Raw genomic sequence first — 22,499 nt, 5'->3', positions numbered from 1 at the left:
AGAATAAATCTACAAATAGTTGAAACCAAAAAGTTTTCTTCTGGCGTTGTTCAATTAATTTATAGATTGAATTAAACAAAGGGTACATTTCAATGAGTTTATTGTCACTTTGTTCTACTAAAGGGTGATTTAGTTTAATAACGAATTTAATTTATCTAAAAAATCCCTCTCTTATAAAAGAGAGGGTTACTTTTCTATTTAATGATTTCATACCACCAATTACGTTCTTTTAGCCACTTTTCAAATTCACTTCTAGATGTAGGAGATAAACCACCTGTTAATGCTCTTGGGTTTTTACCATCAGAAGTAAATTGAACTTTTGCCCACCATCCTTTTTGTTTGAAATATTTTGATACTTCTTCAACCATTTCAGGAGTTAACCCACCAGTTTTTATTTGGACAGATTTTGATTGTTTTGTCCCTTTTACTTTCTTAATTTGTTTACCGGAGATTGATTCAGCAATAGCTACACAAATTTCATTGAATTTTTCGTTGTAAATATCAACATCGGCTTTACTATCCACAAAACAGACTTCAATTAATATTGCTGTTTTTTTAGTACCATTAAGAAAACCAAGATTGGTTCTCTTTTTGGCACCGCGATTTTTTAGGCCACTTGCTTTTGCGATCGCAGCTGATACCTTTTCAGCGATAGCACGTCCACTTTCTGAAACATAAAGGACCTCTACACCTCGTGGATCATCTGTCTTGCTTGCAGCATTAAGATGAACTGAAACATCTAAATCACGTTCCTTAGAATTGTGGAAGGTAACAATACGGTTAATGTTTTCCTTTTGAGTTTTTGATGTATTATCATGATATTCAGAAACATTACATCCACACTCTTTTAGACACTTTGTAACCTGAGAAACTATTTTACGTGCTTCATTAACTTCATCAATATAAGAACTCGCACCTCGTACATATAAACCATGACCACTTGTTATTACTAAATCCATAACCTTTTCTCCCCTTAAATAAAATTAAAAAGCCACTCATATGAGCAGCTTATTTTTTGATTAATCCCTGTGATTGTAATGCTTTCTTTTGTAGGTTCCCTTTTTGAGTTACATAGTTATTTTTAAACCATGCTACTACTGTAGTTACAATTGTAAATGCAACGGATCCAACTAGGTAAATACCATCTACGAGACTAGTAATCTGTCCTTCTTCAATTGGTATGATTGGCTTTCCAAACATAATTAAAGTCTGGTTGAACAAAGCAATAAAAAGAAGCACCGTCCGAATGACTGTGCCTTTGTCTAATGATTTAATAATGTTTTTCATCTTTACATTTCTCCTTTATTTTCAAAATTGTCTAAGCGTTTATGCGCCTGTTTTGTGCTTTCTTCAACTTTTACTACACGCTCTGATAAATCCCTAACTCGTTGTTCACTTGCCCGGTTATCGATGCGTATAGACTCTACACCTTGGCTAATGTTATCAAGCTTAGTTTCTATCACTGCGTTTCTAGATGCTTCGCTTTTAACTGTCTTATCTCGATTTAAGGTAAAAGTAAGAATTGCTAATAAAACACCAATTATACTGACTAGAATTCCGATTTCGATCGTCACTCTCTCACCTCCTTAAAGGCAAAATAAAAAAGCACTTATTCAGCGCTTTGATTCTCTTCACTATTTTGATTTTCATTTGATTGTTCTTTTTCTTTTAACTTATACTCATTAATCAGCCTAACTAGAGCGCTCTTTGTTGCCGTTTCAATAGCAAGTGTTTTTTCTAATTGAGCTACCTTTTGAGTTAATGAATTTATTACTTCCTCAAAATCTAAGCTTATGTTTATTTGTTCATTTTCCATCTAATCACCTCATTGATTTTTTATGTTTAAATTCATTCAGTTAAATGTTCTAAGCCTTCTGCTTGAAGAATTTCCTTAACTTGTGATTTAAGCAATTCTGGGACATTGGAAAATGTCCATTTTCCTTTCATAATATAAGTCGCATACAACATTGCTAACACATCACTCACTCCTTATCCTCCTAAAATTATGTTTGAAAGCTCTAAGATGGCCATTCCATTCATTTCTTCATCTGGGATTTGTTGCTTCTGATCATTTATCTCTTGCTCTCTAATAGCAACTTCTTCCGGAGTTAAGCCTTCAATCCATAAACTATTTTCAAAATCCCATTTAGAAACAAATAATCGTTGATTCCAGATTACTTTAATAACATTTCTCTCTAGTACGTCGTAGGGTAAAACAAGAATATACTCAATAATATATCCTTGTTCATCTACTACGAAAGCGTTAATTTTTGTAGAAAAGTCTTGCATGTGTAACGCCCCCTATTAGTTTTCTGCTCGGAATTCTATTCCGCTTAATGAGACCCAACCCGTACCACCAGAGCGAAGTATTACATAGCCATTACTTTGTACGTCTACCCTACCTTCTCCACTGCTAGTTTGAACCGGGAATACTTCTATACGTAAAGGTCTGCATCCCACGGGAAGTGTGCCTATTACCGTACCGACTGCGCCACCTGTTACCATGCCTCGAAGTTTTACGAAGCCGTCCGCCGATTTCGTATAGCTTGCCCCGATATAATTAACAGTATCGTAATCTGTCCACCCATTATTTTTAGGTAGGGCTGCGTGTGCTAACGCATTTAGTGGTGTATCTAGCGTTACTGCACCGTTAATGTCAGCGCCTTTGTACGCTTTTAATAGACCATCAACACGGAATCCTTTTCCATTATACACTCGAACGTCTGTTGAATCGGTCATGTAGATACCGCCACCATATGTTTGACTAAACCAACCCGTCGCTCCTGTTGTTCTCAACCAATTGGAAGCATAAATCGTATTCACGTCATTTATAGACTTACTTTTCATGTTTAAATCCCCATGAATATTTACACTTCCCATCAAATCTAAGTTGTCGATGTAAAATTGGCCGTAGTAAATATTATTCGTTCCGTTGTTGTTTGTCGCGTCTATCGTTAGTGCCAATGTAGTTGCGCTAGTGTATGTTGACGTTATGTTGACACTAACATTCGTGTTGTTGGAGGTGTCAAGTTGATTCATTATAATACCGGAATAATTTCCCCCATCTATTATTAAGGATGATGACGAAATTCTACCACTAAACGTTCCCGTTGCAGCTTCTAACTTAACTGCTTTTAGTGTCCCTGCTGTAACTGTACCTAAATCTGCGCTAAGTGCCGATAGACTCGAAACACTAATTTTATCGGCTGTTATCGTTTTACTGCCGATTCGTGCGGCGTTTAGAGTTCCCGTATTGATGTTGCTTGCATTAAGGTTAGTTATCGAGACTTTCGCAGCGTCAATACTTCCTGCTGTAACTGTACCTAAGTTCGCTGTAATTGCTGCTAGGTTACTAACGTTAATCTTATCTGCTGTAATAGCTCCGTCTACAATAAGCTCAGTAGTAGCCATACGATGTACCCGAATGTTATCAACTACGAATACATTCGAAGTCTCGGCATTGTTTGCAAAACTTATCCATAGTCGAATATATCCGTTATGCGGTACTGTATATACGCCACTCTTCTTAGTAAAGGTTGTCTCTTTTGCAGTACTCCCCCAACTAGCTACACTATCCCAATTGCTAAGCATATTCTTGTTCTCGTCATATCTGTTGAAGCCAATTCGCCCGTAACCCGTTCCTGCGGTATTAAGATATCTAGCCTCTGCCTCCACATAGAATTTTTGCCCTGCTTTTACAGGTATAAGATTTGTGCCGTAAATGTCCGAATTACCATTATTTCTTGCGTTTAACCCCAACGCTTTGCTAGAGCCGTTACCATTCTGATAAGTAGATATGTCTAACACTTTCGCAAGTGCTGAATCTGCGTACCCTTTAGGCGTGCTTCCGACTGTATCGCCTTCGAAGTCAGGATTTTCGCAAAGATTAGTAAAATCGCCTATTACTAATTTATCCGCAGTAATCGAGCTTGTAGCTAGTCGTGCTGTATCTAAAGTACCTGATTTAATATTAGCAGCGTTAAGATTGATTATATTTACAGTCGTACCGTTAATAGTTCCACCATAAATAAAATCTGCCGACATATTACCCGATACTATATTAGAAGCATTAAGGTTAGTAATATTTACTACAGAACCGTTTAACGTTCCACTGTTGATATTACTAGCGTTTTTAGCGAAATTCTGTGCATTAGTTTGCGCTGCTTTTGCTTGTGCTTCTGCGTGACTTTTCGCTGCAGTCTCTACTGTACTTCCAACATTGTCTGCGTGATTTTTTGCTGCTGTCTCTGCTTCCGCAGCCACGTTATTAGCGTGAGAAGTCATAGCATTTTCTATCTGCGTTTTAATATTGTTCGTATAAGTCTTTGCGTCTTCCTCTGCCTGCGCTGCTGCGCTGTCTGAGTATTTCTTTAGTTCTGCTTCTGCAGTTGCTATGTCGGTTTCTATCTGCAACTTCACTGCTGCTATCGCTGCCGTTTTTGCTTCTTCTGCCTTTGTCTCAGCATAAGACTTAGCGTTAGACTCTGCTGCATTAGCCTTTTGTGTTGCGTCTGTCGCTGCTGTATTAATTGCTTCTGTTTTCGCATTATCTGCTTTTTGTGTTGCATCCGTAGCTGCTACTTCTACAGCTTCCGTTTTAGCTGTATCTGATACAACATCAGCATAACGTGTGGAATCTTCATAATTTACTTGGTCTTGTTGATCAACATATTCACGAATAGCTGTTATCTCACCAGCTGATACCTTTTGTTGAAGAATACCTTGAAGCTTTCTAAATCTAGCCATAATATCTTCTTCACTGTACTCAATAAAATCCCCGAGAACATAACTTTTTGCAGAAGGATCAGAAATAGAGCGATCAACTTCAATTACTCTTGCTTCCACATATAGCGCAGGTTCAAAGGATGTATCCTTAATTCTTGTTGTATCACCAAGTCGAACTTTCTCATGTTCATATCCGAATATATGTTCAATACTTGCAGTATCAGCTGTATATTCTATCAGTGAGTTAATTCTCTTTTTTAACTCGTTCCTTCCTAATTCAGTTAATCTTTCCTCGGTAACGTCCTGATTAACTTCTGGTTCGTAAACATCCCATAAATGCCGATTGTCTTTATCAGCCCAACGTTGAAGTGCATCTTCGTCCTTAACTGTAACAATTGTACGTGTACCATCTTCTTTCTCTGGACCAAGTACAATCAATGCGGTTACAATTTCATCTGTGTTTTCTTTACGAGTGATTCCAATTAAATCCTTACCTAACTCAATTTCCTTGCCATTCTTGCCTCCAACTTGCTGTAGGAAGTCTACATATCTACCTATTATTCGGTTTCCTTTTACCTCAACTCGAAAACGCAACTCACAATTAAATGCCGAAGCAATGCTCTGAAGAGCACTTAAAGCATCTGTGTAATTCTCAAATACTATTTTTCTTGTTCCCGATATCTCAATTATCCCTAGCTGATAACTAGTATCTGATAAAACGAATTGCCCTGCATTAGAGATTGTTTGATTATCTAATGTAGTTGGTTCAATTATTTTTTGTTTCTTTAAATCAGTATAAGAACCATTTGTATATACTTCTTTGGTAAGGTCAGAATATTGTTTGGCTTCAAAGATAATAAATTCGCGAAAAAAACCATCCTCATCTGGTATGATGATGCGGTTTCTTTTGCTAACAAATTCAGACTCTTTCACATCAGCTTGCATAGTGAAATTGAATGTTTCAAGATTATCTTGTAATGATTGCTTATGGCTATCCTCCCAAAAAAGTGAGGTTTCTTCTTTATTTTCAAGAGTACCAACTATTCTCTCTGTTTTGTAATTAAGAATGTGTATCATAAATACCTTGGCCTCCATTCAACCTCTACATTTTCTAAGGAAGAATAAGGTGATATTTGAACAGTATTAGTACCTGATTTGAGCGAAAAAAAAGAAGCACCAAAATCTTTTAGGTCCTTCCGGTCTTCTCCGTTTATTAATATGCTATTTTTAGCATGATTTATTTCAATTACATCGCCAGCATCTGCAATATAAGGTATTTGTTCATCTGAATGACTATTAATTCTAAAAACTTTTAAATCATATATTCCTAATGTTGCTGGACTATATGAGCCATATTGTGCAACATGAACAGCAATTTGTGAAACGTTTTTATTATATGTTCCTTTAACATCTAAGTAAGATACTGTTCTCCTAGTGTGATGTAAATTGGTATCTGTATCAATTTTCGCTATATAAGCTGTCCACTTTTTACCGATACGCTGAATTCTTAACATTCCGTAAAAATCATTCCAAGATCCCTTTTTATCACCGTATTCATTTATCAAAAATTGTTTACTAGTGGAACCACCAAGTCTTGCTTCACCATAAGCCAATGCAATACCCTTGTGAGTGTCCTTTAATGCCATCTTTGCAATAACTGCATTACTACTATCTAGTAAATAGATTTCTACTCTACCAGCCTTTATAGCTTGACGATTACCTAATTCCACAATGGCATCCATTCTAAAATCTGTTAATGGTCCATTAGGAATTGTTATTCTTTTTGCCGGTCCATGCCAAGCAGCTCCAGTACCATAACTTGATGCGATAAACTTATACCCGTCAGTTACCATTGAGCCCGTTATAACTCCCCCGTCAACAGCTGTAGCATCTGACCATCCAATCATTGAACCCATTTGGTCCCATAGCAACCTTTCTTCTTTTTTAAAAGGTACCTCACTTTCAAAATCAACAGACTCTCCAATACTCATATACTCATCGTCAGTTACGATATCTAATAATGTAATAGGTTCCTTAACAGTTGCTCGAAATATAGGATACGTTTCAGTTGTTCCGGAATTTGTAATTGATGCAACATCTGATTCAAAAACTCCATGATGTCGAGGACCATACTTGTATGGATCAGGACAAATAAAACTAACTACTCCAGATCCAATCTTAACAATCTCTTCTGCATCAAATGAACCTGTTACTTCTGCAAAATAAGTCCTGTCTGGTTCATCCTCAAAAATCAAAGGAACTGGTGAATCTGTAATTAGCCATGCAGCTAAATCTTCTTTAAGTTTTTGTAAATCTGCTATATCTTCACCTATGATAGCAACAGGCACATTAATTTGCCTAACTTTAGTTTTTTTATTTTTGATATAAGCACCTGGTCGTCCGGGTACCTCAATAAATTCATGTTCAATTGGAGCCCATGCAGGTCTTTCTCTCCCTCTTAATACAGAAAGGTAAGACCGTCTTTCTCCGTTAAATATCATCCCCATGAAGTCTTACCTCCTCTTGAACTTACTTTCAACCTTACCATTTCTCTTTTGAATTTCAGTTATATGCGGTTCAACTAATATTCCAACTGTACGATCATTCATTTGAATTATATGTCCTGCAGCAAGAGCTACTAATTGTTCTTGTTGTATACTGATTAAGTCTTTAACAAGATTTGTTAATTCCTCAACTTTTTTACCTAAATATGAATCGTCACTTTGAGCAACATTAGGTAACTGATTAGGACGTTTATTTCCAGTGAGTTTTTTACCAGCAATGGCCAATAACTTCATAGCATCCGTTCTTCGACTTGGGTCAGTAGGTACGACAATTTCTGGCCAACCACCTTCAGCGATAGGATATAAACCTGCAGTATTAATTAATCCACCTGTTGCAAAGCCTTCTCTACTAATACTCATCATAGGAACATTCCATTTTTGAAAGATGGATTCAGTGTCTTTATTTGGTATTACTTTTGCTCCTCTTGGTAAATGAACCAATTCAGGTCCTTCTTCACCTACCAGTGATAATCCACCGGGTGCATTTTTTGTACCTGTTGCGAAACCAGGGATATTTATACCAGTAGCCTTTTCAACTGCTTTAATTGCACCTTTAAAACCAGCTGTTGCTATAGCACCAAATGTAATTGTCTTTTTCGCATTTTTTGAAGCAGTTTCATGAATTGATTTAGCTTTTCCTTTATCATCAACGTTGACATTTTTCTTGGCATTTTTTGATGCTTCTGCAGAAACTTTTTTTGCGCCACCATGGTCAGTGACTTTTACATTTTTAGTGGCCTTTTTATTAGCTTCATTTGAAACCTTTTTAGCCCCGCCTTTATCATCCACTTTTACGTTTTTAGTAACATCTTTATCTGCTTCTTTTGTGAGCTTCGACGCTTCACCGGTACCTTCACGGATTTTCTGATTAACCTCTTCTTGCTCATTTTGCATTCCTTGAATTGCTGTTTTTGCAGAGTTGTACTTAGATAAAGATTGGTCTAAATTCTTTAATTCCTCTTTCTGCTTATCGTTAAGTCCACCCTGTGTTTCACTTAACATTGTTAGATACTTATGTCGACTTGCTGCCTTTGATATCGCTTGGTCAAGTTGAGCAATACCTTCTGCGCCTTTTTCATTGATACCTACTTGAGCAAGTTGGAGATTAATCATTTCTCCTAACAATTGTTGAGTTTTAGTTATTTCTTCTCCTGTTTTTTCAAGGCTCTTTTGCTTCTCCGTTACTTCCTCTGCAATTTTTACTACTTGTTGATTTTTTTGATTGAGAAGGAATTCTTGACGAGTAATTTCATCTTGTGTCATTTGTGCTGCTGCTTTTTGACCATCGTTATATTGCTGTTGAGCGACTGATTTTAAATCTTGAATTTCCTTCTCTATATCAGCTGCTTCTTTTTCTGCAGCTGTTCTTTCTCTGATTTTGTTATTTAATTCCTCTTGAGCTTTAATGTAATTTTGAATGTTTTTATCTAATTGTGCTTCAGCTTTAATTTTTTGGTTTTCTAACTCAAGAGCAATACTTTTTTGTAACTCCTTATTAACTTCACTAATTGCGTCTTTACTACTTATAATTGCATTTCCACGTTCGGAATATGACTGAGCCACAGTAGGTGTTAATTTAACAATTTCATCATTTAAACGAAGCATCTCGGATAATTCATTATTAGTAAGGCCTGATTTTTCTTGTAACTCTGCTTGTTCATCTTTTAATGCTGAGATTTCGGATGCTGATTTAGCTAATTGAAGTTCACTTTGAATGTCTCTGAATCGTAACAGTTCATCATTAGATAATTTATTTTTGCTTTGCAACTCTCCGTATTTTGTTGATAAAGTTTCTAAAGATTGTTGTTGCTTAATTAGAGAATTGACATGTTCTAAGTTTACTTCCTTTGACTTCTCAATGACTGCATTTATGCCTTGAAATGCAATAGTTCCTATTCCTAATCCAGTAGTTATAGCACCAATTGGTCCTGGTATCCTTTTTAAAATACCAGTCAGACCTTTACCTTCACCAAGTGTTCCTAAAAGTGGCCCTACTACTTTGGTTATAACTCCAAATCCACGAGAAATACCACCGATCACCATTAAAGTTGGTCCTGCGGCTGCAGCAATTCCCCCAACCGATAACGCTGTTTTTTGTGCCTCTGGTGAAAGTTCGGCAAATGCATTTGTAACATCATCAACTGTATCTGCTACTTTTGGTAAGATGCCCTCAGCAAAATCAAGAAGAATATCCCCTGCAGGTTTCAAGTCAGCTACAAATTCACGCCATATCTTTGTTACTCTGGTACCAAAATTATTTTGAAGTGCATCACTAGCTCTTTTGGTCGCGCCTTCCACATCTTTTAGACCATTACTCGCTTCCAACATTGCTTCAAACGCTTTTTCTCCAAGGTCTTCATATTGTGTTCCAAACAAACCAACTGAAGCAGTATTTCTCTTTGTTTCATCATCAGTATCTTTTAAGGCTTTGACAACTGTTTCAAATGCTTTCTTAGCATCCTTACCGCCTTTATTGAATTGCTTAGTCATTTCACTAGCATTGAGTCCAAGGGCTTTAAATGCGTCTTCACTAGTCTTAGATCCATCTTTTGCACGTAAAGAGAATTCTTTCATCGCATCTCCAACTTTATCTAGTTGGAAAGCTCCACTTTCAGCACCAGCTTTGAACTTCGCAAACATGTCATCAGCAGTTAAACCGAACTCAGCGAAATAAGTGGCGTATTCAGAAACACTATCAAGGAACTCACCACTAAAATCTAAGTTTTCCTGGAAACCTTTCGTTAAGTAGTCCATTGCTTCTTGAGCAGACATTCCGAATTGCTCCATCAGAACCTTAATTGCTCTTAATGATTCTTGTTGGTCTGCCCATCCTCTTTGTTCAAATAAATCTAATCCTTTGGTAACGTAAGATAAGTCTACTTTACTTAAATCGCCTAAACTTCTAGTAACACCAGCTATCTTAGAGGAAACACCTTCAATGCTATCTCCGAATCCGTCTTCCCATAATTCCTTGGCAACTTCATTTAACTCTTTTGCTTTTTCTTCAGAGATACCTAAATCTGCTTGAATTTGTCCTGAAGCTTTGTCGAAGTCAAGTGCAGTCTTGCCTATCGCTAAGCCTGCTCCGAGAAGTGGAGTTGTCAGTCCTACAGTTAACCCTTGGCCAATGCCAGTTAGCTTAGTACCTGTATTTTCGATAGTCTGTCCGAATTTGTTCCAACCAGATTCACTTTTTTGCTGCTCTTCACGTAATTCTTTCAATTCATTTTCTGTTTTATTAATATATCGTTGTAAACTGTTTAATGATGACACTTGGTTATTGTATTCACGAGCAGCCTTCTCAGCTTCTTTTGAACCTTCGCCAAATTCCTTGACCATTTTTTCATATTCAGATTTTGCTTCACTAACCACACGTTTTTGCACATCTAATTTTTTGTTCAAACCCATTAAGCTAGTTTCATAACGTTCTATAGATTTATCTCCACGTTCAAATGCTGACATATTAGCTTTCATTTCACTGTTTACAGTTTTCAATTTATCTTTTAATCCCGTAAGCCCTCTGTCTAATGCCAAGGTGTCTAAATCTAAACCTATCGAAAGACCTTCTATTCTTTCAGCCATAATTGCCCTACTTTCTTACAAGAATAAAAAAATCCCTAACCACCAAAGGCAGCTATTAGGGATCCAGTTTGTTTAGGTTTATTCTTTTCTCTCAACAATTCCAAAAAGAAATGAAACGGCATATTTAAGACATCGTTGATATCTTTTCCGCCTTTCACATAACTAAGGACGAGTTTATCAAGATACTCTATCTGCTTTTCGAAAGAAAAATCCTCATCCGTTAATTCTTCTTCTCCAGGTACTTTTTTGTTTCATCACTTTGTTGACCTCTCAAAATAAAGAAAACTTGTTCTCGAAGGATATCAACTGCATCCGGGGCATGCAAACCATTGAATAATTCATCTTTTGTAAATTTCCCTTTGTAAATGTCATTAGCAACAAAATCAACCATTCTATCAATCATTTGTTTTTCATTTTCAAGTGAAGCATTTTTTATTTCGATGCTCAAATCAATAGCTTGATAGACAACAGATAACGGGATAAATGCTGGTGTCCAATACTTCTCTGTAATGATTTCTCCTTCTTTTTCTTCTTTAACTAACTCGATCATGTTTTGTTTTAAATTTGTCATTTATGTTCCCTCCTCAATAAAAATAGAGCAGGATTAAACCTGCTCTTTGATTAATACTTTTTTCATTTTATTTTTTGTTGATGATAATTCCTTAATACGAGCTGCAGTTACCTTTTGATTCGATGCTCTAGGGTAAGGATCACCTTTAATGTAAATATGATTATTATCTTTTAAATCTTTAAAATCATGGACAACTACATATTTCTTATGAGATTTCTCTTCTTGTTCTTGCTCCGAATTTTCAATTGATGCAGTATCTTCTTTAACCTCTGCTTGGTTAGTTTCTTCTAACAGCCGAAGAAGCTCTTCCTTTTTCATTTTTTCATCAAAGGTTACACCTGAATCAGTTAACATTTTTTTAATTTCATCTACTTTTAATGTATTAGACATGGATTACGCTCCTTCCGGTTCCGTTGTTCCTGTTGGGTATGGTAGACCGAATATTTTTAAAAATAATTTATCACGTTCGGTTGTTTGACCAGCTGGATCATACGCAAAAATAACAGACTTATCTTTAGTAAATCCATCCACTTTACGGTCCATAAATTGTGCAGCTATTTCTTCTGAACTGAATTCTACACCTTCTCCTTTTGTATTACCCGTTATATTTGGACGGGTAAATAACCCTTTTGGTAGTCCTACATATTCACGAGAACCATCTTCATAAGTTTTAGCGAATATAACTGCTACATATGGCGGATTATCCTCACTGCCCATTGCAGTTAGTCCATCGACTACTTCTAAACCAAGAAGCTTTTGTTTATCCTGTATTGGAATTTTATGAAATCCAGATGTCACTGCAATATCTCCACTTGATACTGCCATTTCAGCAGTTTTATTATCACCTCGAGCGCGAACAATTTCTTGAGGCATTTCTACATTGATTGTCTGTAAAAACTTTACTCGCTCGATATATGCTGCAACAGTTCCATCTCCAACTTCACCGTAGAAAAACTCATCTACTCCTGTGGAAGCTCTATATACTTTTTCTTCTGCCAAATTAATCACTCCTATTAATTAATAAAAAAAGACAGCTTATACGCCGTCTAAATCATCTCGATATATTGTTCCTTCATAACGCCTGGCATCTCGAAAAACACCTTCATCATATTCCTGTTGTCCTCGTTTTTGAACAAATCCAAAGCTATCCCACAAGACATCACGAACCTTGTCTGCAATTTGATTTGTGATCTTCCTATTAGGCGACCATACTTCAATTTGTAAATAACAATTGTAAGTAAGCCATTTATTATCTGCAAAATTAGAAGGGTTAGGAGAATCTACCAACTCCATTATGATGTGCGGACCAGTAACATCTCCTGTTTCAGGATATTCATAGAATTTGATTCTATTAAATACTTTTTCGTTAATGTATTCATCAGCAATCAATCCCTGATAAACCAAATCTAGTACATCCACCTATATCCCCTCCTCTATCGCTTTTTTAATGGCATTACGATATGCTGCTTCAGCATTTTTTAAAGCTCTTGCTATAGCTCCTTTACCTTGTGGATTAGGATTTTTAATTGTTCCCCATTCGTTAAGGTGAATAATCCTATAACGGTTATTAGGACCACGCCAATGAACTTTAACTGTACGAACACTACCTAACCACATTGGTTCTGATATTGTTATTTCATCTATTGAAGCCCCTGTATCTTTAAAGGATTCAAATTGACTCTTTAATTCTTTTACAAATACTCTTGCTCCAGCTAATAATGCCTTGTCACTTATCCGCTGCATATTTTGTTGGCCATATCGCTTTTCAAGTTGTCTCATGAGTTTTTCTAAACCACTTATTTTTACACTCATTGTTTTAGCTCCGCGACTATTCTGATATACCTTTTATTTTGTATGTCAGGTCTAACATGCTTAATATTAAATTCTTTACCTCTGTAATAATCAGAATCAATAGATAGATAGTGCTTGTTGTTAGGTCGATATTCTTTTCTAGGATCGCGAATTGTGATGGTAACATCTGATAAAGTACCGTTAGATTTAGCTAACTCAATATCTTTCAGCCAAACTTCATCCACTTTTGCCCAAGCTTTATATAGTTCTTTATCATTATGTTCACCAGGTTCTGGCCCATCGTTTGGAGCAAACTCATAAAAGGTTACTCGAGTATTTAAAATTCCTTTACTCATTAGTAATCTCCGCCCTTAACTGCAATAAAATTCGTTGATAAGCCCTTTCAAGCTTTGCTATCTTTCTCTCTTCATACTCATAATCGAATCCCAAGTAGAGAATAATAGCTCTTTTATATAAATCTATTGTTTCTTCTGTAATTTTTTCTTCTGGTACTCCCGCAATTTTCAAATCAATTTTTGCTGATTTTAATAGAAGAGCAAGGACTTTATCGTCCTCGCTCCCATCAATTCTTAACGCGGTTTTTAATTCAGGAAAATCCTCTAAAGTAAGCATATTTACGCACCTTCAATTGGTGTTTCTTCAGTAGTAACAGATAATTCATCACTTAAAGACGATTCCAAGCCATTATTTGTTTTAGCTTTGACTTGATATTTATAAGTTGTAGATGAAGTTAGTCCACTATCTGCAAAGCTTGTACCAACTCTTGTGCCAACACTTACTCCATCTCTATAAATCTCATACTCTTTGATTCCCCCAATTTCGTAGGTAACAGCATCCCAAGTAATTGTTGCAGAAGTATCTGTTACATTACTCGCTGCTAACCCTTGGGGAGCATTAGGGTGTAGTTGCTACTTCTGCAATACGGAATGCAGATTTTAATTTGATTTGGTGATCAATCCAAGCAGTTAATACAAATAATTCAACACCTGTTTTTACATCTTTATCACGATCACGAAGCATTGCTAAATCATAGTTGAAATGTGAGTATTGAAAATCACCGACAACTGGATTAATCGCAGCATCAACAAATTCTACTGGATACCCCAGTACTTGTTCAGGTTGTGCATTGTATAAAGTAGCACTTCCGTTTGCTAAAAACTCAATGATATTTGCATAGTCAGTGTACCTCATAGCTATTCTAGCATTATCTCGGAAATCTTCATGTAGATCGGCAATTGCATTTTTAATTGCTTTATACATATTTTCCCCTTGAACTTTCTTAATGGCACTTTGAGTAGAGTAGAAAGACATATGCTCCTCTCCAGTTTTTGGAGATGTCGCAAAAGCTACCTTCTTTTCTTTGGCTGCTAAACCAGATTCAAGAGCTCTGTCCACAGTTGCAACTAAATTTGTATTTGTTCCGTTTAATACAGTTTCAGAGATTGGTACAAACACTTTAAATTTGTGACGACCAAAGGTAACCGTATCACCAGTTGCTTTGATTTCTTTCGCAGTTTCAGTATCACCAATAAATGAATCATCGTCTAATTGGAAACTGATTTTTGGAATTTCTAAGTTAGTTTCTTGAGTAAAAGTTGAGATGTTTCGTAATGGATTTTTTACAAATGGTTCATGTAAAAGTGTATCTGTTACAGTTTTAGGTAATAATTTCTCACCGCCTGTCGCTGGATTTGCGTTATCACCTAAAACTTGAAGAACTTCATTTGATAAAGGTTTTCCAATCATTGTAGAACGAACTAGTTCAGCTTTTGCCTCTATAACACGTTGCTTTGGATCCTCGATAGTTTTAATGCTCTGATTTGCCTCAAATTTCGCCTTTTGTTCTGCCTCCATTTGGTCATGCTGCTCTTTGATTACATTAAAACGCATTTGCAAATCAGATTTAGAGGTTTGAAGCGCCTTAATTTCATCCATTGTTGCTGTAGTATCAATCGCTTTTTGAGCAAGTTCATTTTCAACCTTTTGTAATTGCTGACCAATGGTAGCCATATTTTGTTTCAACTCAAATAATGTGCTGCCTGAAGCGAAAAATTGTAAGTCTAATTTTAAAGTTTTTAATGGATATTTCATTGAATAATTCCTCCTAAAATTGTATTAATATAAGCTGAACTAGCTTTTGCTTCCTCTGCAATGCGTTTTCTTTGAGCCATTTCTTCTGCTGAAACTGCATTTGTTTGCCCAATTTTCAATTGCTTTGGTATATTTTTATAGTTTTTAAATAAATCTTCACTAATTGAAGCTACTGCTTGATTCTCCGCTAATACAACATCGCAAAGTCCATAAGAAAAAGCCTCGTCTGCCGAAAGCCAAGTTTCTGCATCAAGAAGCTCTTGAAGTGTTTCCTCTGTTAATTTGTCACCAGCTCTATCAAGGTAAGTTTGGCAACTCGTTTTACTGATTTTTTCAATATCGTCTGCTGCCTTTCTCAATTGTTGAGCATTTCCCCATGCCCCAGTCATAGCATGATGGATCATCATCATTGAATTTTTGTGCATATATACTGTATCACCACACATTGCAATGACAGATGCTATCGAGGCAGCAAGAGCATCAATATATACTTCTACTTTCGCTTTGTGCATTTTAAGCATATTGTAGATGTTAATACCTTCAAATACGCTACCGCCTGGAGAATTAATGTGTAGATTTATGGTTTCAACGTCTCCTAAGTCATCAAGCTCTTTTTTAAAAACTTGTGCTGAAACTTCACCATATTCTTCCCAGGCATACTTTGTAACCTCTCCATAAACAAAAATATCCGCGGACTTATTGTCTGCAGACATCTTCATTTCCCAAAATTTATTCTGTTTCTTCTGTTTTCCCACTCTTTTCACCTCCTTTACGTTGTGTAGGATCCATTTCTAACGGGTACATATCACCGGAAATCCACAACTCATTTGCTTTACCCTTTTCTGGAGGCAAGTCTTCTAGCTGTCTCACTTCATTCGGTTTCATACCTGCACTTCTTAACATCATCTGATAGAATTGTGTTCTCGCTGCAGTATCGCCTCTAAGTAAACCTCCAAGGCTAAACTTAAAATAAAAACCAGCCTTTCTATCAGCTGGTGTAAGTAATTTTCTATTCAATTCTTGTTCATATTGCCTAACAATTGGTGTTAAAGTCATCTGAACAAACTGGATCATCATCTGCTCATTTGAAGAAAATCCTTGACCTTCTCCATCATTCAAAAAAGAGACGGGTACATTAAACACATTCGCAACTCGTGAACGAGTAATTTTCTCTGATGCTAATGTATCTGATGCAAAGTATTTCCTTTCAATATTGTCCATATCTACACCAGGTTCTTTGAACAAAATACCACCATTTTCTTGATAAAAACGCCTGAAATCATCGATTATCTGCTGTCTTTTTTCAGAATCTATGTTAGCAGAATAGCTTAATATAAAACTATCTTTTTTCTTCATTTCAGCTAAACTAAATTCTTGAACTGCCTTATCATAATCTAATGTATTTTTAAGAACATTCAAAGGGCTAATACCTGCCCATCTACTAGCCCCTGTAATATGCTTAACATGAAACATATTCATGTTATGAATATAATAAGTACCGTCATTTCCAAGCACCTGATACCATAGTTCTCCATCATCTGTATTAATAAAAGGTGTAACATAGCTTGAATCTATAGGTAAAAGCTGTGATGGCTGCATTCTAATATCCCTTCTTATAACAGCATAGCCGTTTCCTGTTTCATTTCTTGATACCTCAATTTTATTAAAACATTCAAAGCTGGTCATATTAGGATTTGGATCATTAATGACTACATCAGCTACTTGGTTCATCTTCACATCAAAATTTTGATAAAGTTTAATGGGTAAAGATGATAATGTGTTTGCTAAACGGCTAATAACACTAAAAATATTCTCATTTGTTGCTAATTTTCCGTTATCAACACCCCAAAATGTGCGTCCTGCCCAACTAGAAAAGTCAAAACCTTGTCCTTTCCATCCGGTAGCTGCCATTTTGATTGCATTCTTAATTCGAGAGAACCATTTCAAAGTCACACCACCTTTCTTTATTTAAATAAATCACTTACCGAAACAAATGTGATATTACCTTCACCTTGTGGAGCAACTAATCTCTTCATAACCTCTGTATGTGCATTTAAAAAAGCCGCAAAACCGTCAATTTTACGGTAGCGACCTTGTTTTGTTGGCAACCAGTTACCATTTCTATCTTCAACTAATTTGACGTTATTGAGGTACCATCTAAATAACTTATTAATTTTGGTTTTTAGTTCACCATCAACCTCAACTTCCTCACTAAATATTACTTTCCCATCTAAAAACAGCTCTTTTGCATCTTTTAGTGCAGGACTTAAAGTAATATACCCTTGTCTAACTGCTAAAGTATTAAACCCGTATGTTTTTAAATCTTCAACAAGTCTATAAGCATTTGCTGGGTCATAGGTGATTAACTCAATATTGAATATTTTTGATTTTTCAACAAACCAATCATAAATTAGCTGATAATCAACGTAATCTCCTTTGCAAATAGTGAGTAATCCTTCTTTTTCCCATTCTCGATAAGGTATCTTCTCGTTGTCACTTAACACTTTTTTCTCTGGTATCCATGAATGAGATAGTGTGAATACTTCACCGGTACTCAAAGGGAATTCTAGACATGCACTTGTGAAATCCTCTGTTTGAGATAAGTCGAAGCCTCCTATACATGGTTTCCCATGTAAATCTGACAGTTTTAAGGCCCTTTTATTACGTTTTATCACTTCAAAATCTAAGAATGATTGTTCATCAGATTGTACAAATATATTAAAACGTTTAGTGATAAAGTCATTTCTTTCCGCAGGAGTACGTTTTGCTTTCTCCCAATCCTCAACCATATCAGAGAGCTTAATAGACACCCCAAGATTAGGATTTGCTTTAATCCACATCTCAGGTTTATCAAACTCACTAGGATCATCAAGTTCAGCTAAGTAATAGAAGGTTCTTTCATCGTTAATAACACCTTTAAGTACATCAATACCTTGCTCATAATAGTTAACAAGTGGTCCATCTAATTGGTATCCAGCTGTTGTGATGTAAATAAGTAACGGTTGTTCCCTAGAGCCACGAGAGTTTTTAATAACATTGATTAATTTATAATCTTTAAACTCGTGAATCTCATCAAAAACACCTATATGAGTGTTCAAACCATCTAGTTTTTCAGAATCTGAAGCTTGTGGCTCAATCTTTGAAAATGTTTGGTCAAAATGAATAGCATCTCTTAAAGGTCGAAATCTCTTGCTTAACTTAGGAGAAGCTTTTACCATTGCTTTTGCTTCATCAAATAGAAGTCTAGCTTGCTTCATTGAGTTAGCCAATAATGGAATATCTGCTCCATTTTCACCATCTTTACTTACACCATAAAGAGAAACACCTGAGATTTTAGTTGTTTTTCCGTTTTTACGCGCAACAAAAATAAGCCCTTCCTTGAAGCGCCTTAGCTTTGTTTCTTTATGAACCCATCCGAAAAGACTTCCTAAAGTAAAGTGCTGCCAAGCTTGAGCGATGAGTTTTTTGAAATTCCCTTTCGATGGTTTACAATATTTTTCTATAAATCTAATAGGTCTATGACCTAATTCCTCATCAAATTCCCAAGGAAATTCTTCTCTTAGAACCTTTAATTTTGACTTTTTCAAATCATTAATATGTCTTTTAGTTGCTAAAATAACATTTTCACTTGCGACAATATTACCTGCAATAACTTGTTCAGCATACCAGGATGTTAAAAGTGTAGGTGATGGTTTTGTTAATACAATATTTCCATCCTTAGAAGTTGTCGAAATCATCATCATCAACTACTTCTACTTTTTCCTTTGGCAGCAAGTTAAAAATCTTTTCACACGCTGTAGTATACCGATTTATCATAGTATTATATGATTTTTGAGCAGGATTTTCGACTTGCATCCTTTGAGCTCCATTAACAAACAAATATGTGGGGCCTTTAGTTTTGATGTTTTCTTCCAATATTTCAAGAGTAACTTTCATAAAAGCAGCACGTTCAATCAATCTTTTAGCTGCTTGTATTTTTTCCTCTGGCAATTCTTGAATTAATTCTAAAAGTCGATTTATTTCCTGTTCAATTAATTCATTTTGCTTTTTTTTACTCATTTTTGCCATTTTTATACCCCCCCTCATGTGAAAATGAATCCGCGTTGCAAACGAAGGAGCCCTCCTCGGTCCCTGAGCAATGATAAAAACATTTGAAAGACAGGGGGGCTATACGATTTCCTTGTTTGCTTTCGATTTCACTACTTTTAATTTGCTTTTTTCCTTATTTTTCGTTCTCCTCATCCCTCTGTCTGGATGCTCCTTATTGTGACAGCTATTACAAAGGCTCTCTAAGTTATCCATATCTAAAGCTTTATCCCAATCATCAAGCAGTTCAACAATGTGATGAACCATATCGGCTGGTGTTACACGATTGTTCTTTAAACACTTTTGGCATAAGAAGTTATCTCTTTCTAATACTATTTGTCTGCACTTCTTCCATGCTGCACTCTTATAGAATGCACGTGCTTCTTTATTACGCTTGTACTTGTCGTACCTTTTATGAGTGTTCATATAAGATTCCTTTGCATTGGTTTTAGTCAAGTTTATCATCAACAGTTCTAAATATGATAAAAAAGCCATCTCTAAATAAGAGATGACTTGCCTATGGATTTATTCATTTAATTTTTTCGAATCTCTCTCTAATACTCTAGACGAAAGATGTATTTGAGGAGATTAGCAATACAGCAAATACAAAAGATAGTGCCTTACATAAAACATTTAATACTTGTAGTTTGGTATCATCATCTACATACTTTTTACCTATCAGATGGTACATAGTCCAATAAATAGTAACTGACAGTACAACTACGGCAAACCCAAAACACAGAATTGTTTTTAGCAAATCGAAAATCACCATATAATATATCACCTCTGTTTTATATATTTTTATAATTATAAACTCCATAAATATGAAGTTATTTGAAAGCTTGCTAATATAACAACAATCAATCCTACAATAATTCCAATTCTAATAATTTCTTTAACTAGACCTTTATTGATACTACTAAAAAATATTAGAGAAATAAGTGCAAAAACAATAATAACAATAACAGTAATAATAAACGGTCCACCAAATTCCCATAAAGAATTAAAATCAAAAAGTTCTATTTCCGGCAACAAATTCAACTCCTATAGAATGATATAGGAAAATTTTACTATCCAACCCACTGTAATTGCAAGTATATTTTCCTATATTCATTATGTTATACAGAGATAAATTACTACAATCTATATGTGGCACTAACAATAATTCGAAAAAAACACCCTCTAAAGGATGCTTAACTTAATAATTTAGTCTTTCTTCTATACTCAAAGTAGGAAAATAATCTCCAAATTCGTTTGTTTCCTTTTCATTTCGGTTCATACTAATTGATCCAACACCTGGGAAGGTAATAGTAAGTACTTCCCACCCTTCATAGTACAATAACTCATCTGATAACTGACTGTATCTGTTTACAGCTAAATCTTCTAGTGGAAAAGTACCGTCCGAAACTAACTCAATAGTTGCTTTGATTTCACCATTTACAAATGAAACATTCACTGGAGCCTCATCTATTCCAACATAAGAATTAACTATTTCATTTACTTCTTCCGTTGTTATTGATGTTACTTCTTCCTCTTGAGTTTCATTTTCCTCTTGAACAACTTCTACTTCTTCAACAGGTTGTACTTCTTCTTCATCAATCGTTTCCTCAGAAGATACTTCTTCTGGTTCGTCAATTGGCACCTCTTCTAATGCTTTCTGTGAAGAATCTGAATCTACTTGTTCTTCTAAAGAAGCTTCTTCTTCCATCACTACTTCATCATTATTACAACCAACTAACAATAGTAATGTAGCAAACAAAAAATATCGTGATTTTATCATGATGTCATCTACCTCCAGCCATAAATTATGACTTATATGATATCTTTGAACAATCTCTATCGTTCGACAAATTGTGACAACATTTTATCTCCTCCTCATCGCTCCATTTTTACCTCGTTTGTAAGTATCACGATTCATTCCCATAATTTCTTTCCAATCAATCTTTTCTTCTTTTTTCAGTTTATCTAACTTCTTCTTCTGTTCTTTATTTAAACAATCAGCAATCCTCATCCCAACCACCCTCTTTAGTTTTAAACATACAAAAACAACTGAAGGTGCATAGGCAGGAAAACTTATCTGGTCATCTCCTTTGACAAGACTCTCTCCCTGTCGGGCTATCAGCTGCTTTTACAAAATTAAAATATGATATAGAAAAAGCGCCCTTCCAATTTGGAAAGACGCATCGTATATATTTCGTTATTACCATATTAACATACCTAAAACAAAACATTCTGTTCATATGTTGCCAAAAGTCTGCCACTTTCTTAATGATACGTGTAGCTAAAATGGGAAAAGCTAAAAAAGGCTCAATCTAAAGTAGTTAAAATACAAAAATTAATATTAACTTTTATATAAAAAACTATAAAAATATATAACTGGGAAAAATCATCTAGCCCATTTATACGGAGCTCCTGAATGAATCAATTAAGAGAAATAAAGGTTTATTTTCATATGAAATCATTTACTTATAGTTTATATAATATGTTCATAAGTATATAATTCTTCACTGACTTTATTCATTTGGTATTTATCTATATTAATATTGTAAGAGTATCCACCCTTAGAATAAATTAATTTATTTTGTTTCCAATTTTCAAAGTCAGTTGGCTCTGTTACTTCCCTACCAGGTGTTACCTTTTTAGGCCTTCCATTTAATTTATTATATTCGACCTCTATATTATTGTCTTCTATTAAATAAACAGGAAATTTAAAATTAATTTGTTCAATGTTTAAATCTAAGATAGAGAATAGGGCTTTACAATGAATAAAACCAGAAAACAACTGATTTTTTAATTTTTTCAACTGATTAGACGGCTTCTTCTTTAATTCACAAATATAACAATCTATGGTGTTTTCTTCTTGATCATATTTAAAGAAAATGCAATCTGGAAAGTTATTTAGAGAAAAAAATTTTATTCGACTCTCCTCAATTTTAGAACTTGGTTCACAAAAAATATGATATAAACTTCCATTAGCATTCTTAATCTTAACCTTCATCCACAAATTAAATTCTGAAATAAATTCTTCAACATTAATTGGATCTTCTTTCAGTTTAATACTTTCTTCA

27 protein-coding genes and 1 pseudogene are annotated in these 22,499 nt (G+C 35.2%); all 28 read right to left on the bottom strand.

Annotated features, from left to right (window positions below; translation table 11 throughout):
- Positions 1-194: 194 nt before the first annotated feature.
- Positions 195-959 carry an N-acetylmuramoyl-L-alanine amidase gene (locus HU235_RS08650; RefSeq protein ID WP_174879942.1) on the bottom strand — a complete coding sequence of 255 codons (765 nt, stop codon included), beginning with the start codon at positions 957-959 and terminating at the stop codon, positions 195-197.
- Between the two features lie 49 nt (positions 960-1,008).
- Positions 1,009-1,275 carry a phage holin gene (locus HU235_RS08645; RefSeq protein WP_174879944.1) on the bottom strand — a complete coding sequence of 89 codons (267 nt, stop codon included), beginning with the start codon at positions 1,273-1,275 and terminating at the stop codon, positions 1,009-1,011.
- Positions 1,276-1,289: 14 nt separating this feature from the next.
- Positions 1,290-1,574, bottom strand: coding sequence for a type II secretion system protein (locus HU235_RS08640; RefSeq protein ID WP_174879941.1), 285 nt, complete (start codon positions 1,572-1,574; stop codon positions 1,290-1,292).
- Between the two features lie 35 nt (positions 1,575-1,609).
- On the bottom strand, positions 1,610-1,816 hold the full coding sequence (locus HU235_RS08635) for a hypothetical protein (protein ID WP_174879940.1): 207 nt from the start codon (positions 1,814-1,816) through the stop codon (positions 1,610-1,612).
- Positions 1,817-1,848: 32 nt separating this feature from the next.
- Positions 1,849-1,986 (bottom strand): CD1375 family protein, encoded by a 138-nt coding sequence (locus tag HU235_RS08630; RefSeq protein ID WP_174879919.1) that lies wholly within the window; start codon positions 1,984-1,986, stop codon positions 1,849-1,851.
- 3 nt (positions 1,987-1,989) lie between these two features.
- Positions 1,990-2,289 (bottom strand): hypothetical protein, encoded by a 300-nt coding sequence (locus HU235_RS08625; RefSeq protein ID WP_174879939.1) that lies wholly within the window; start codon positions 2,287-2,289, stop codon positions 1,990-1,992.
- A gap of 15 nt (positions 2,290-2,304) precedes the next feature.
- Positions 2,305-5,802: a phage tail spike protein gene (locus HU235_RS08620; protein ID WP_267905710.1), complete on the bottom strand. Its 3,498-nt coding sequence runs from the start codon at positions 5,800-5,802 to the stop codon at positions 2,305-2,307.
- The gene (locus HU235_RS08615) at positions 5,799-7,232 is read right to left on the bottom strand and encodes a distal tail protein Dit (protein ID WP_174879937.1); all 1,434 of its coding nucleotides are present in this window, start codon (positions 7,230-7,232) and stop codon (positions 5,799-5,801) included. Before HU235_RS08615 ends, HU235_RS08620 begins: the two co-directional genes overlap by 4 nt.
- Before the next feature lie 6 nt (positions 7,233-7,238).
- On the bottom strand, positions 7,239-10,871 hold the full coding sequence (locus HU235_RS08610; RefSeq protein WP_174879936.1) for a phage tail tape measure protein: 3,633 nt from the start codon (positions 10,869-10,871) through the stop codon (positions 7,239-7,241).
- A 35-nt stretch (positions 10,872-10,906) separates the two neighbouring features.
- Positions 10,907-11,029 (bottom strand): phage tail assembly chaperone GT, encoded by a 123-nt coding sequence (gene gpGT, locus HU235_RS25485; protein WP_370877292.1) that lies wholly within the window; start codon positions 11,027-11,029, stop codon positions 10,907-10,909.
- Between the two features lie 62 nt (positions 11,030-11,091).
- Entirely contained in the window at positions 11,092-11,442 is a 351-nt protein-coding gene (gene gpG, locus HU235_RS08605; RefSeq protein WP_174879935.1) for a phage tail assembly chaperone G, read from the bottom strand.
- 33 nt (positions 11,443-11,475) lie between these two features.
- Complete coding sequence (locus HU235_RS25380) at positions 11,476-11,832, bottom strand: HeH/LEM domain-containing protein (RefSeq protein ID WP_174879934.1); 357 nt, start codon at positions 11,830-11,832, stop codon at positions 11,476-11,478.
- Positions 11,833-11,835: 3 nt separating this feature from the next.
- Positions 11,836-12,441, bottom strand: a complete 606-nt coding sequence (locus HU235_RS08595) for a major tail protein (RefSeq protein ID WP_174879933.1) — start codon at positions 12,439-12,441, stop codon at positions 11,836-11,838.
- Between the two features lie 36 nt (positions 12,442-12,477).
- Positions 12,478-12,861: a hypothetical protein gene (locus HU235_RS08590; protein WP_174879932.1), complete on the bottom strand. Its 384-nt coding sequence runs from the start codon at positions 12,859-12,861 to the stop codon at positions 12,478-12,480.
- The gene (locus tag HU235_RS08585; protein ID WP_174879931.1) at positions 12,862-13,254 is read right to left on the bottom strand and encodes an HK97 gp10 family phage protein; all 393 of its coding nucleotides are present in this window, start codon (positions 13,252-13,254) and stop codon (positions 12,862-12,864) included.
- Entirely contained in the window at positions 13,251-13,589 is a 339-nt protein-coding gene (locus HU235_RS08580; protein WP_174879930.1) for a phage head completion protein, read from the bottom strand. The genes HU235_RS08585 and HU235_RS08580 overlap by 4 nt, the downstream gene beginning before the upstream one ends.
- Complete coding sequence (locus tag HU235_RS08575; protein WP_174879929.1) at positions 13,582-13,866, bottom strand: head-tail connector protein; 285 nt, start codon at positions 13,864-13,866, stop codon at positions 13,582-13,584. Before HU235_RS08575 ends, HU235_RS08580 begins: the two co-directional genes overlap by 8 nt.
- 2 nt (positions 13,867-13,868) lie before the next feature.
- Positions 13,869-14,135, bottom strand: a pseudogene (locus tag HU235_RS08570) (fibronectin type III domain-containing protein); the annotation flags it as partial.
- Between the two features lie 13 nt (positions 14,136-14,148).
- The gene (locus HU235_RS08565; protein WP_174879928.1) at positions 14,149-15,345 is read right to left on the bottom strand and encodes a phage major capsid protein; all 1,197 of its coding nucleotides are present in this window, start codon (positions 15,343-15,345) and stop codon (positions 14,149-14,151) included.
- Positions 15,342-16,064 carry a head maturation protease, ClpP-related gene (locus HU235_RS08560; RefSeq protein WP_325100936.1) on the bottom strand — a complete coding sequence of 241 codons (723 nt, stop codon included), beginning with the start codon at positions 16,062-16,064 and terminating at the stop codon, positions 15,342-15,344. Before HU235_RS08560 ends, HU235_RS08565 begins: the two co-directional genes overlap by 4 nt.
- A 10-nt stretch (positions 16,065-16,074) precedes the next feature.
- On the bottom strand, positions 16,075-17,256 hold the full coding sequence (locus HU235_RS08555; RefSeq protein WP_370877293.1) for a phage portal protein: 1,182 nt from the start codon (positions 17,254-17,256) through the stop codon (positions 16,075-16,077).
- A gap of 53 nt (positions 17,257-17,309) precedes the next feature.
- A complete protein-coding gene (locus HU235_RS08550) occupies positions 17,310-19,082 on the bottom strand; it encodes a terminase large subunit (RefSeq protein WP_233452168.1) in 1,773 nt (590 codons plus the stop codon).
- Entirely contained in the window at positions 19,063-19,413 is a 351-nt protein-coding gene (locus HU235_RS08545) for a hypothetical protein (RefSeq protein WP_174879925.1), read from the bottom strand. Before HU235_RS08545 ends, HU235_RS08550 begins: the two co-directional genes overlap by 20 nt.
- Before the next feature lie 99 nt (positions 19,414-19,512).
- A complete protein-coding gene (locus tag HU235_RS08540; protein WP_174879924.1) occupies positions 19,513-19,857 on the bottom strand; it encodes an HNH endonuclease in 345 nt (114 codons plus the stop codon).
- Between the two features lie 381 nt (positions 19,858-20,238).
- Positions 20,239-20,463, bottom strand: a complete 225-nt coding sequence (locus HU235_RS08535) for a hypothetical protein (RefSeq protein WP_174879923.1) — start codon at positions 20,461-20,463, stop codon at positions 20,239-20,241.
- Positions 20,464-20,629: 166 nt separating this feature from the next.
- Positions 20,630-21,211, bottom strand: a complete 582-nt coding sequence (locus HU235_RS08530; protein ID WP_174879922.1) for a hypothetical protein — start codon at positions 21,209-21,211, stop codon at positions 20,630-20,632.
- 84 nt (positions 21,212-21,295) lie between these two features.
- A complete protein-coding gene (locus tag HU235_RS08525; protein WP_174879921.1) occupies positions 21,296-21,442 on the bottom strand; it encodes a hypothetical protein in 147 nt (48 codons plus the stop codon).
- A 462-nt stretch (positions 21,443-21,904) separates the two neighbouring features.
- Positions 21,905-22,499, bottom strand: a 595-nt coding sequence (locus HU235_RS08520) for a hypothetical protein (RefSeq protein ID WP_174879920.1), incomplete at its 5' end; no start/stop codon positions are given.

Origin of the sequence: Metabacillus niabensis (assembly GCF_902829255.1) — a bacterium.
GTDB classification, from domain to species: domain Bacteria; phylum Bacillota; class Bacilli; order Bacillales; family Bacillaceae; genus Metabacillus; species Metabacillus niabensis.
Note: the sequence above shows the minus strand (reverse complement) of the source record. Positions and strands in the feature narration are given on the sequence as shown.